General features: G+C 64.1%; 12 protein-coding genes. 4 read left to right on the plus strand and 8 right to left on the minus strand.

The window, feature by feature from the left end:
- Positions 1–88 precede the first annotated feature (88 nt).
- From N2603_RS42180 to N2603_RS42190, 3 genes are all read right to left on the minus strand, one after another.
- Positions 89–655: a PAN domain-containing protein gene (locus tag N2603_RS42180; protein ID WP_260386828.1), complete on the minus strand. Its 567-nt coding sequence runs from the start codon at positions 653–655 to the stop codon at positions 89–91.
- Positions 656–767: 112 nt separating this feature from the next.
- Positions 768–2,138, minus strand: a complete 1,371-nt coding sequence (locus tag N2603_RS42185; protein ID WP_260386829.1) for a glutamate--cysteine ligase — start codon at positions 2,136–2,138, stop codon at positions 768–770.
- 100 nt (positions 2,139–2,238) lie between these two features.
- Complete coding sequence (locus N2603_RS42190) at positions 2,239–2,736, minus strand: MarR family winged helix-turn-helix transcriptional regulator (protein WP_260386830.1); 498 nt, start codon at positions 2,734–2,736, stop codon at positions 2,239–2,241.
- A 126-nt stretch (positions 2,737–2,862) separates the two neighbouring features.
- On the opposite strand from N2603_RS42190, the gene gstA reads away from it, so the two are divergent.
- From gstA to N2603_RS42205, 3 genes are all read left to right on the plus strand, one after another.
- Positions 2,863–3,477, plus strand: a complete 615-nt coding sequence (gene gstA, locus N2603_RS42195; protein ID WP_260386831.1) for a glutathione transferase GstA — start codon at positions 2,863–2,865, stop codon at positions 3,475–3,477.
- 114 nt (positions 3,478–3,591) lie between these two features.
- On the plus strand, positions 3,592–3,936 hold the full coding sequence (locus N2603_RS42200) for a hypothetical protein (protein ID WP_260386832.1): 345 nt from the start codon (positions 3,592–3,594) through the stop codon (positions 3,934–3,936).
- Between the two features lie 183 nt (positions 3,937–4,119).
- A complete protein-coding gene (locus N2603_RS42205; RefSeq protein ID WP_260386833.1) occupies positions 4,120–4,419 on the plus strand; it encodes a hypothetical protein in 300 nt (99 codons plus the stop codon).
- Between the two features lie 544 nt (positions 4,420–4,963).
- Here the strand turns inward: N2603_RS42205 and N2603_RS42210 are convergent.
- The 5 genes from N2603_RS42210 to N2603_RS42230 all read right to left on the minus strand — a co-directional run bounded on the left by N2603_RS42210 (position 4,964) and on the right by N2603_RS42230 (position 11,099).
- Positions 4,964–7,177: an FAD-dependent oxidoreductase gene (locus tag N2603_RS42210; RefSeq protein WP_260386834.1), complete on the minus strand. Its 2,214-nt coding sequence runs from the start codon at positions 7,175–7,177 to the stop codon at positions 4,964–4,966.
- Between the two features lie 148 nt (positions 7,178–7,325).
- Complete coding sequence (locus N2603_RS42215; RefSeq protein WP_260386835.1) at positions 7,326–8,534, minus strand: acetyl-CoA C-acetyltransferase; 1,209 nt, start codon at positions 8,532–8,534, stop codon at positions 7,326–7,328.
- Positions 8,535–8,583: 49 nt separating this feature from the next.
- Complete coding sequence (locus tag N2603_RS42220) at positions 8,584–8,871, minus strand: hypothetical protein (protein ID WP_260386836.1); 288 nt, start codon at positions 8,869–8,871, stop codon at positions 8,584–8,586.
- A gap of 9 nt (positions 8,872–8,880) precedes the next feature.
- Positions 8,881–10,671: an acyl-CoA dehydrogenase C-terminal domain-containing protein gene (locus N2603_RS42225; protein WP_260386837.1), complete on the minus strand. Its 1,791-nt coding sequence runs from the start codon at positions 10,669–10,671 to the stop codon at positions 8,881–8,883.
- Between the two features lie 41 nt (positions 10,672–10,712).
- Complete coding sequence (locus tag N2603_RS42230; RefSeq protein ID WP_260386838.1) at positions 10,713–11,099, minus strand: nuclear transport factor 2 family protein; 387 nt, start codon at positions 11,097–11,099, stop codon at positions 10,713–10,715.
- Positions 11,100–11,310: 211 nt separating this feature from the next.
- On the opposite strand from N2603_RS42230, the gene N2603_RS42235 reads away from it, so the two are divergent.
- Positions 11,311–11,901: a PadR family transcriptional regulator gene (locus tag N2603_RS42235; RefSeq protein WP_260386839.1), complete on the plus strand. Its 591-nt coding sequence runs from the start codon at positions 11,311–11,313 to the stop codon at positions 11,899–11,901.
- Positions 11,902–12,150: the final 249 nt, after the last annotated feature.

The following is a 12,150-nucleotide window of genomic DNA, read 5'->3' on the forward strand; positions in this document are numbered from 1 at the left end:
CCTCGCGCAATGGTTGAAAGATCGTGGGCACGGCGCTTTACGCCTTTGCCCACCCTACGACAGCAATGACGGCGGTGAGAGCTGTGCGCTATCTCACCACGCCCGAGGTGAACCCCGCCTTCCGGCGCGGCGGCTTGATTTCCTTTTTCAGGAAGCAGCGTGCTTCGCGGCCGGTGTAGCCGGGGCGGGCGTAAGTAAAGGCGCGGCATTTGTTGTCGGCGGTGCAGGCGGCCTTGCAGGCCTCTACGCTTTCGCCATCCTTGAGCTCGAAATTGCGCAAATCGCCACCGGGCCGGTCGATCGTCGTCTCCACGCCTTCGACGCGCGGCTCGATCACGCCGGCGCCGCGGACGCCGGAGATGCAGCAGCTGCCGGGCACGCGCGCCGGCACGGTGTTCTTGAGCCAGCACACCGCCGCGGCACCGTCGATGTCGGGATAGCTGAAGCTCCACGAGCGGCAACGACGGTCGCGCTCGCACAGCAGCGCGCAATCCTCGGGATCACCCGACGTGACCGGCGTGCTGAAATAGTCGCCGCCGGGCCGGTCGAACGCCGTCTGGGCGCGCGCCGGCACGCCCGCGAACACGAGCGAAAGCAGCGTGACGCACACCACGACGCTTGCCATGACGGCCCCAGGCAGGCGGCCCTTCCCCATCGGAACAGCTTTCGAGTTATTGACGACGCTCAGGTTTTTTCAGCCGATCATTTGATCGCCGCAAACCTGTATGGGCGATGAACGGCCTAAATCCTGGTCGTCGCGTATCGAATTAGAACGCGTATTCCGCGTAGGCCGGTTCCACCGAGCCCTTCCAGGGACCGTTAAACTTCTCGAGCATCTCCTCGGCCGGCGTCCGGCCGGAATCGATGATGCGGTCGAGCGGCTCGAGATGCCGGGTCTCGTCGCGTCCGAGCTGGTCGATCCGGCCGCGCCGACGCAGGCCGGCATGTGCCAGAACGAGGCAATCCTTGGCGATCTCGAACAGATAGCGGTCCTTGATCCGCGCCTTGAAGCCGAAGCGCGGCACGTCGTCGCGCAGGGCCTGGCGCTCATGCGCGCTCCAGTGCTTCACCATGTCCCATGCAGCATCGAGCGACACATCGTCATAGAGCAGTCCGACCCAGAACGCCGGCAGCGCCGGCAGACGGCCCCACGGTCCGCCGTCGGAGCCGCGCATCTCGAGATAGCGCTTGAGCCGCACCTCCGGGAAGATCGTCGAGAGATGGTTGGCCCAGTCCGACAGCGTCGGACGCTCGCCGGGAAGATTGTTGTTGCGGCCGTCGAAGAAGGCGCGGAACGAGGAGCCCGAGACGTCGATGTACTCCTCGCCGCGCTTGACGAAATACATGGGCACGTCGAGCGCGTAGTCGACATAGCGCTCAAAACCCATGCCGTCCTCGAACGCCCACGGCATCATGCCCGCGCGCGCATTGTCGGTGTCGCGCCAGATCTCGGAGCGGAAGGAGAGGAAGCCGTTCGGCCTGCCCTCGGTGAACGGCGAGTTGGCGAACAGGGCGGTTGCGACCGGCTGCAGCGCGAGCGACACGCGCAGCTTCTTGACCATGTCGGCTTCGGAGGAGAAGTCGAGATTGGTCTGCACCGTGCAGGTCCGGTACATCATGTCGAGGCCGTACTGGCCGACCTTCGGCATGTAGTTGGTCATGATCTTGTAGCGGCCCTTGGGCATCACCGGGATGTCGGAGCGCGACCAGGACGGCGTCATGCCGAGACCGAGGAAGCCGATGCCGAGCGGCGTTGCGATCTCGCGCACCTGGGCGAGGTGCGCCATCAGCTCGCTCTGGGTCTGGTGCACGTTCTCGACCGGTGCGCCGGAGAGCTCGAACTGTCCGCCCGGCTCGAGCGAGATCGCGCCGCCGCCGGTGACGTCGTAGAGGCCGATGATATTGCCCCTCTCCATGATCGGCTCCCAGCCGAGCAGAAGCTTCATGCCTTCGAGCAGCGCGCCGATGCCGCGGGCGCCCTCATAGGGCACCGGACGGTGGCCTTCGAGCGTGAACGGCGTCTTCTCGTGCTCGGTACCCAAGCGGAATTCGGACGGGTCCTTGCAGCCGGCCTCGAACCACGCGACGAGCTCGTCACGCGACTGCAGCGGCGTCATATCGATCTGGTCTCGCGCCATATCAAACTCTAAATCAAAGGCGCTTCGACCGAATGCGCGCGGGGTGAATGGGATCGTCCGCGAACCACCGGGTGCGCGGACGTGCTGGTTTGCCGCGTGATCATCGCGACGGCGTGGTTTCGTTGACGTTGGCGACGGGCGGCAGCTTCATCTCGCCGCACGAGCAGCCCAGCCGGTCGAGCAGACCGCTGAGCTTGACGGCATCGGCATCGGAGAGCTTCGAGCCGACATATTTCTCGATCGCGGCCGAATAGGCGCCCCACATCCGCTTCTGCAGTTCGCGGCCGGCTTCGGTAATCTCCACGAACTGGCCGCGCTTGTCGATCTTGCATTCGCGCCGGGAGGCGAGCCCCTCGTCGACCAGGCGGTCGATCAGGCGCGAGGTGGAGTATTGTGGGATCAGCATCTGCCGTTCGAGTTCCACCGGCCGCAGCTCTCCGCTCGGCGCGCGCGACAGCTCGAGCAGCGCGTCATACCAGGCCAGCGGCGGGAATCCCGCCTTCTTCAGGTCCTGCTCGACGCAGTCGAGCACGCGGCTCTGCACCCGCATCAGGCGGATCCAGGCGGAGGTTGCCTCGGTCGATGGTTTGCGTTTCATGGTCCCGCTCAAGATCGTCGCCCGTCTCTTACCTCATTCGATGCACCTGCATCAATCTTGACTATTGCATGCAGGTGCATGTAGGCGTTCCTTCGCCGCAGCCAAGCGTCAAGAGGAGGAAATTCCATGAAGCTCTATTATTCGCCCGGGGCCTGCTCCCTGTCCCCCCACATCGCGCTCCTGGAAGCCGGCCTGCCCTACGAGCTGGTCAAGGTCGATATCCGGGCCAAGAAGCTCGAAAATGGTGAGGATTATCTGAAGCTGAACCCCAAGGGCCAGGTCCCTGCGCTGGGCCTCGACAGCGGTGAGATCGTGACCGAAGGCCCGGTGATTGTCCAGATGATCGCCGATCAGGCAGCTGCCAAGGCGCTGGCGCCGGCCCATGGCAGCGCCGAGCGCTACAAGCTGCTCGAATGGCTGAACTTCCTCACCTCCGAGGTGCACAAGAGTTTTGGCCCGATGTTCGCCCCCGCCCTGAACGACGAGGCCAAGGCCTTTTTCAGGGATCGTGTCATGGGCAAGCTGAAATACATCGACAGCCAGCTCGCCGACCGCGACTACCTGATGGGCAAGCAGTTCACGGTGGCCGACGGATATCTCTTCACGATGCTGACCTGGGCCGACCGGATGAAGTTCGACTTCACCGCGATGCCGAACCTTGCCGCCTACAAGGCCCGCGTCGCCGCGCGTCCGCAGGTACAGGAGGCGCTGAAGAAGGAAGGCCTCGCACAGGCGAAGTAGGCGCCCGCAAGACGCAACAGGCGAAAGGCCGGATCGAGGATCCGGCCTTTTTTCATTGTGAACCATTCGATCTGCAGCCGCGTCGAAGAATCATCTCCGCGAGACTGTTGCCCCATGAACATGATCGTCCTCATGACCGCCGCCGGCGCGCCGCTCGCGATGCTCGGCTTGTCGACACCGGTCGCGCCGGAGCGCAGCTGCATCTTCATAGTCCATCCGCAGATCACATCGGCGGTGTTCGAGAGCAAGGAAGGAAAGATCGTCTTTCCGGACCGGCCGACCGAATATCCGTGCAGCTACGCCAAAGTGAAGGGCGGAACGGGCATCGTCTTCACCAACCAGAATGGCTGGCGTTTCGTGGTCAGCATTGGCAAGGGCGATGAAGGCACTTGGAAAGCCAGCCTGGCCGACGATTCGGTCTCGGGCCGCGCGTTCTCGCCGTTCGGGGACGGCAAGTAAAAGCGCCGGATCAACGATCTGCTGCAGCACGGCGCAGGCCCATGGCGCCGGATCATCGTACCTTGATTAGACTTATGAACTACTGTTCGCCAAATGTAAGTGGTGCTGTCTTGTCAGCACCCGGAAAGCGGGCGAGCTTGACGCGTTGATTGAAGAATATTTGCACTCTGACCGAGGTCGAAGTTGACGATTGCCATCGTCCTGATCGTTGCAAGTGCGTTGCTGGGAATTGCGACCGGTCGCGTTTTCAGGATCTGGGCGCTGGTCATGATCTCGCCGTTGATCGCAATTGTGTCAGCGATCGTTCTTCGTGTGTACGATTTCGGGATGGTGGGGGGCGTGACCGTCATCGCCATATGTCTTGCCGTCTCCCAGCTCGCCTATTTCGCGGCGTCGTATCTGCTGCACGCTCGCGCGGTCTCACCGCATGACGAGGTCGACGGCGAGCCAGGCGAGATAGGCGAGAAAAAAATCCGTCGCTAGTACAAGTAGCACCAGCGCGGCCCAGAGCGCCGGGCCCTTGCGGCGCAGGCGCGCCGGCTTCTGCTGCGATGAGATTCGACCAGTTGCGGACGCAACAGCATGTTTAGCGGCAAGATCGCGACCGAGCGCGGTCTTCCGCAGCACCAAGGAGTTCATCAAGGACAACTTTCTTTTCGTCTTCGGCTTGCCGAGAAGATCGGCAAGTGCCCCAACGCGATTCGTGACCCTGACCCGCAGCAAGACTAGTGCCAGGGCCAAGCAAAAGAACGGCGCCGCTTTGGCGCGCCTATGACAATTGCGCGACGCCGCGGCAGCGGGGACTCTGGCATGGTTCCTATCCCGATTCTGTGAGCGGTTCCACAACCTGGAACAAATTGGATTCAACCGTGAGGATGCGCAAAAGAAAAAGGCCGGATCGATGATCCGGCCTTTTATTGTTTTCGCGTAGCCCGGATGGAGCGAAGCGCAATCCGGGTCTTTGCATGCGGCGAGATTGTCCCGGATTTCGCTTACGCTCCATCCGGGCTACGAGCCAAAGATCAGATCAGGCTGCCGCCTTCTTCGGCGCGAACCGCCCGTAGAAGGTTTCCCCCTTCGCGGCCATCTCCTCGAGCAGCTTCGGCGGGGTGAAGCGCGAGCCGTACTTCGCTTCCAGCTTGTGGCAGAGCTCGACGAACTTCTTCGTGCCCATGAAGTCGATATAGGACAGCGTGCCGCCGGTGAACGGCGCGAAGCCGAAGCCGAGGATCGAGCCGACATCCGCCTCGCGCGGATCGGTGATGACGTTGTCCTCCACCGTGCGCGCGGCTTCCACCGCCTGCACCACCAGGAAGCGCTGCTTCAGCTCCTCGATATCGAGCGTATCGGGGTCGAGTTGCTTCGGCTGCAGCGCGGAGAGGCCCGGCCACAGGCTTTTCGAGCCCTTGCCCTTCTCGGGGTAGTCGTAGAAGCCCTTGCTGTTCTTGCGGCCGAGGCGGCCCTGCTTCTCGACCATCTCGATCATCAGCTTCTTCTGATCGGGATTGATGGCGTTGGGGCCGAGATCGGCTTCCGTCGCCTTCATGATCTTGAGGCCGAGGTCGAGCGCGACTTCATCCGAGAGCGAGAGCGGGCCGACCGGCATGCCGGCCATCTTGGCGCAGTTCTCGATCATCGCCGGCGGCACGCCTTCGAGGAACATCTCGTTGCCTTCGGCGACGTAGCGGCCGACGCAGCGATTGGCGAAGAAGCCTCTGGAGTCGTTGACCACGATCGGCGTCTTGCCGATCTGGCGGACGTAGTCGAGCGCGGTCGCCAGCGCGACGTCGCCGGTGTTCTTGCCGAGGATGATCTCGACCAGCATCATCTTCTCGACCGGCGAGAAGAAGTGGATGCCGACGAACTTGCCCTGGTCCTTGAAGCTCTCGGCCAGCGAGGTGATCGGCAGCGTCGAGGTGTTCGACGCGAAGATCACGTCCGGCTTCAGGTGTTCCTGCGCCTTGGCGAAGGTCTCCGCCTTGACCTTGCGGTCCTCGAACACGGCCTCGATGACGAGGTCGACGTCCTTCAGCGCCGTATAGTCCGCAGTCGGGGTGATGCGCGCGAGCAGCGCTTCTGCATCCGCGGGCTTGGCGCGGCCCTTCTTGATCTGCTCCTCGATCACCTTCTGCGCATGCGCCTTGCCCTTGTCGGCGCTCTCCTGGTCGCGGTCGATCAGGACGACGTCGAGGCCGGCGCGGGCCGAGACGTAGCCGACGCTCGCGCCCATGAAGCCGGCGCCGATCACCGCGATCTTCTTCACCTTGGTTGGGGCTACGTCCTTCGGACGGCGCGCGCCCTTGTTGAGCTCCTGCATGGAGAGGAACAGGCTGCGGATCATCGCGGCCGCTTCCTTGGAGCGCAGCACCGAGGTGAAGTAGCGCGACTCGACCCGCAACGCGGCGTCGATCGGCAGCTGCAGGCCCTCATAGACGCAGCTCATGATCGCGCGCGCGGCCGGATAGTTGTCGTAGGTCTCGCGGCGATAGATCGCGTTGCCGGCCGGGAACATCATCATGCCGGCCTTGGAGAATACCGGACCGCCCGGCAGCTTGAAGCCCTTCTCGTCCCAGGGCGCGACGGCCTTGCCGCCGCCCTTGATCCACTCCTTCGCGGCCTTGATGAGGTCGGCGGCGGGAACGATGGCGTGGATCAGATTGAGTTGTTTCGCCTTGTCGACGGTGACCGGATCGCCCTTGAGCAGGATCGTCATGGCGTCCTGCGGCGGCACCAGGCGCGGCACGCGCTGCGTACCGCCGGCGCCGGGGAACAGGCCGACCTTGACCTCGGGCAGGCCGAGGCGGGTCTTGGGATTCTCGGCCGCCACGCGATAGTGGCAGCACAGCGTGATCTCGAAGCCGCCGCCGAGCGCGAGGCCGTTGATCGCGGCCGCCCACGGCTTGCCTGACGTCTCGATCGAGCGCAGCACCTGCGAGAAGCGGCGGCTCTGGTCGAACAGCATCTGGTTCGCAGCGGTCTCGCCCTGCTCCTTGAAGACTTTTGCGTAGGCCTGATTCATGCCTTCGAGCATCGACAGGTCGGCGCCGGCGCAGAATGCTTCCTTGGCGGAGGTGATGACGACGCCCTTCACGGCGGCATCGGCAGTGGTCGCCTTGACGATCGCGTCGAGCTCGCTGGTCGAGGTCTCGTCGAGCACGTTCATCGAACGGCCCGGGATGTCCCAGGTGACGAGCGCGATGCCGTCGGAATCGGTCTCAACCTTGAAGTTCTTGTACGACATGGTGGTTGCTCCTCGGTGCCGCAGCCAGTCTTCGGCGCGGCGGTTGACTTGAGATCTCGTAGGGTGGGTTAGCGAAGCGTAACCCACCACTTCTCTCGCCGTGGAATGGTGGGTTACGCCTTCGGCTAACCCACCCTACGGCAGCTCGTTACACCCGCTCGATAATGGTCGCGGTGCCCATGCCGCCGCCGATGCACAGCGTGACGAGGGCCGTGGACTTGTTGGTGCGCTCGAGCTCGTCGAGCACGGTGCCGAGGATCATCGCGCCGGTCGCCCCTAACGGATGACCGAGCGCGATGGCGCCGCCATTGACGTTGATCTTGGCGTTGTCGATGTCGAAGGCCTGGATGTAGCGCAGCACGACGGAGGCAAAGGCCTCGTTGAGCTCGAACAGGTCGATGTCCGACTTCTTCATGCCGGAACGCGCGAACAGCTTCTCGGTGACGTCGACCGGGCCGGTCAGCATCATCGCCGGCTCCGAGCCGATGTTGGCGAACGCACGGATCTTTGCGCGCGGCTTCAGCCCGTACTTGGCACCCGCCTCCTTGCTGCCGAGCAGTACGGCACCGGCGCCGTCGACGATGCCCGAGGAGTTGCCGGCGTGATGCACGTAGTTGACGCGCTCGATCTCCGGGTGCGACTGCACCGCGACGCCGTCGAAGCCGCCCATCTGCGCCATCATCGTGAACGACGGCTGCAGCTGCGCCAGCGACTGCATCGTGGTCGAGGGACGCATGTGCTCGTCCTTGGCGAGGATGGTGAGGCCGTTGATGTCCTTCACCGGCACGACCGACTTGTTGAAGCGGCCCTCGTCCCAGGCCTTGCCCGCGCGCTGCTGGCTCTGCACCGCATAGGCGTCGACGTCGTCGCGCGAGAAACCGTACTTGGTCGCGATCAGATCGGCCGAGACGCCCTGCGGCATGAAATAGGCCGGCACCGCCATCGAGGGGTCCATCGGCCAGGCGCCGCCGGAAGCGCCGATGCCGACGCGGCTCATCGATTCGGCGCCGCCGCCGATCACCAGCTCATGCTGGCCGCTCATCACCTGGGCGGCTGCGAAGTTCACGGCGTCGAGGCCGGAGGCGCAGAAGCGGCTGATCTGCACGCCGGGAACGGCTTCGCCGAGGCCGGCCTTCAGCGCGGCGAAGCGCGCGATGTCGGAGCCGGCTTCGCCGACCGGATCGACCACACCGAGCACAACGTCGTCGACCGAGTCTTCCGGCAGGTTGTTGCGGTCCTTCAGCGCCTTCAGCGGCACGGTGGCGAGCGCCAGCGCGGTCACTTCGTGCAGCGCGCCGTCCGGCTTGCCGCGGCCGCGCGGGGTGCGGACGTGGTCGTAGATATAGGCATCTGCCATGGGAGCCTCCTGATTGCAGTTATTGGTGACGACCGCGACGCGATCGGGATCAATCCTGGAACGTGAATTCGTAGAACAGCGGCAGCCCTTCGCCGTGGCGAAGGAATTGCCGCGCGGTGTCGTAAGCCTTCATCCCCGAACTCAGGTCGAGGATGTGATCGAGTTGAGGGACGGTCGTGGTGTCCGTGAGGTAGAAACCCTCGATGCCGAGGATGCCGACGCCGCGAGACTCGCAGCGGTCGACGATGTCGAGGGCAGAGCGCGCGCAGAACTTGTCGCGGCGGAGCCCGGCGCCGAAGGCGCGAAACTCCGCAACGATCGCGTCTGCTGCAGACATCGAAACTCCTCAGAACGCTTCCGCCGGCAGTTCCATGATGGTGGCGCAGCCGGACTGGATGCGCGCGAGATTGGCCGCGGTCTCCGGCAGCATGCGCTCCATGAAGAAGCGGCCGGTGACGAGCTTGGTCGAGAGATAGGGCGTCGCCCCGCTCTCGGCAATCTTGGCGTTCGTCACCTTCGCCATCTTCGCCCACATGTAGCCGAGCGCGACGAAGCCGAAGAGGTGCAGGTAATCGGTAGCGGCAGCACCCGCATTGTCCGGCTTCATCATCGCGTTCTGCATCAGCCAGGTCGTGGCCTGCTGGAGATGGCCGAGCGAGGCCGAGAGCGGGGCGATGAACGGCTTCATCGCCTCGTCGCCGCCGTTCTCCTTGGCGAAGGCCATGACCTCGCCGAAGAAGGCCATGATGGCGCGGCCGCCGTCGCGCGGCAGCTTGCGGCCGACGAGGTCGAGCGCCTGGATGCCGTTGGCGCCTTCATAGATCATGGCGATACGCGCATCGCGCACGAACTGCTCCATGCCCTGCTCGGCGATGTAGCCGTGGCCGCCATACATCTGCTGCGCCTGCACCGCGTTGGCAAAGCCGTAGTCGGTGAGGAAACCCTTCAGCACCGGCGTCATCAGGCCCATGTGGTCGTCGGCGGCCTGGCGGTCCTTCGGGCCCTCCGAGCGGTGGGCGACGTCGCTCTTCAGCGCGGTCCACATCACGAAGGCGCGCGCGGCCTCGTTGAATGCGCGGATCGAGAGCAGCGTACGGCGCACGTCGGGATGCACGATGATCGGGTCGGCCTGCTTGTCCGGCGCCTTGGCGCCGGTGAGCGCGCGGCCCTGGATGCGCTCGCGGGCGTAGGCGACCGCGTTCTGATAGGCCACTTCGGACTGCGCGAGGCCCTGCACGGCGACACCGAGCCTGGCCTCGTTCATCATCACGAACATGCCCTGCATGCCCTTGTTCTCTTCGCCGATCAGCCAGCCGGTGGCGTTGTCGTAGTTCATCACACAGGTGGAATTGCCGTGGATGCCCATCTTGTGCTCGATCGAGCCGCAGACGACGCCATTGCGTGCGCCGACCGAACCGTCGGCGTTCACCAGGAATTTCGGCACCACGAACAGCGACACGCCCTTGATGCCGGCCGGTGCGCCCTCGATGCGGGCGAGCACGAGGTGGATGATGTTGTCGGCGAGGTCGTGCTCGCCGGCCGAGATGAAGATCTTGGTGCCGGTGATCTTGAAGCTGCCGTCGGCCTGCCGCACCGCCTTGGTGCGGAGCATGCCGAGATCGGTGCCGCAATGCGGCTCGGTCAGGTTCATGGTGCCGGTCCACTCGCCCGCGATCATCTTCGGCACGTAGGTCTGCTTCTGCTCGGGCGTACCGTGCACCAAGAGCGCCGCAGTCGCACCCATGGTGAGGCCGCCATACATCGAGAACGCCATGTTGGCGGAGATCTGGAATTCGTTGACCGCCTGGGACAGCGTCACCGGCAGCCCCTGCCCGCCGAACTCGGTCGGAGCCGAAAGACCCAGCCAGCCGCCTTCGGCGACCTGCTTGAACGCGTCCTTGAAGCCCTTCGGCGTGGTGACGCTGCCGTCATCGGCGCGCTTGCAGCCTTCGAGATCGCCGACGCGGTTCAACGGCTGCAGCACCTCTTCCGAGAGCTTGGCGGCCTCGCCCAGGATCGCCTCGCGCACGTCGCTCGACGCATCGGAGAAGCCCGGCAGATTGTCGTAGCGATCGATCTGGAAGACGTCGTTGAGCAGGAAGTTCACGTCTTCGACGGGGGCTTTATAGATCGGCATTGCGTTCTCCCGGCATGGGGCTTGAAGGGATGATGTTGGGCTTATGATTGGGTGGCGGCAAGCTGCTCCGCCATCAGGCGGTGCAGCATGTTGATCGCCTTGAGCGGCCGCACCATCACCTTGAAATGGGTGATGCGCCCCTCGGTATCGAAGGTGATGATGTCGACGCCGTTGATCTCGATGCCGTCGATGACATTCTTGAACTCGAGCACGGCGCCATCGGCGCTCTTCCACTCGCCGACATAGGTGAAGCCGGGACCGCCGAGCACCTTCTCGGCGCTGGAGAGGTATTTGAAGGTGATGTCGCGGCCGCGCTGCGGCGAATGCACGACGGGGCTTTCGAACACGGCGTCAGGATGCAGGAGGTCCCAGAGCGCGGCGCGGTCATGAGACTTCATGTAGGCGTACCAGGAATCGAGGCCGGTCATTCTCGGGTCCCTCCCTAAAGGGGTGTCCAGGAGCCTTGGCAAAAAAACGCGAAAACAACCCCATGCACAGTAGCGCCCAGCTTGATTTCGCTGGGTTTTCGGGTGGGGTCTTTGGCCCTCCCCTCAAGCCGCCTCATATGCACATTGACGCATATGCGCCGATGCGCATAAAGTCAAGCGAGTTGGTCAAGGTCGAACAAGGAGGCCAGTCATGGCACTGGGCGACGCAATCCTCGCATGCCTGACGGAACGGCCGATGACGGGCTACGAGCTCGCCAAGACGTTCGATTCCTCGATCGGCTTCTTCTGGAAGGCCGACCACCAGCAGATCTATCGCGAGCTCTCCAAGCTGCGCGACCGCGGCTACATCCAGGGCCGTGAGGTCGTGCAGTCAGGCAAACCCAATAAACTTATCTATACGCTCACTCCCGAAGGCCGAACAGCGCTGCGGCACTGGGCCGCGCGGCCGAGCACGCCGCCCTCGATCAAGGACGACCTGCTGGTGAGGCTGCATGCGCTCGACAGCATCGACATCGAGCCGATGCGGACCGATCTGATGGCCCGCCTGGAGCACCATCGCGACCGCCACGCCAATTACGAGCGTATCCTGAAGAAGCGCTTTCCGGACGGCACGGCGGAAGGCCGGCTCGACCTCGGCAACCTCCTCCTGCTTCAGCTCGGCGCGCGGCACGAGCAGATGGTGGCCGATTTTTGCGAGGAGGCGCTCGAGGCCCTGTCGGCGATGAGCGGCAAGGGCACGGTGGTGGCGCTGGAGGATGGCAAGCGCGAGGGGAAGGGCTGAGGGAAAGCGCCGGTCTGTAGCCCGGATGGAGCGCAGCGTAATCCGGGGTCTTCGCCCCGAGAACCGCTGGCCCCGGATTGCGCTGCGCTCCATCCGGGCTACGCACCTTCGCGGCGCATGCTCCCCGGTTCCCGCCGCCCAACTTTAAGACACCCGCGCCGCATTCCTTAACCCGTTATTTACCGTAACAGGAAAAAGTCGGTTTTCGAGGCAGACGACCCGCGCCAAATTCGATTGTCTTTGCAACCG

Source organism: Bradyrhizobium huanghuaihaiense (genome assembly GCF_025200885.1).
GTDB lineage: Bacteria > Pseudomonadota > Alphaproteobacteria > Rhizobiales > Xanthobacteraceae > Bradyrhizobium > Bradyrhizobium huanghuaihaiense.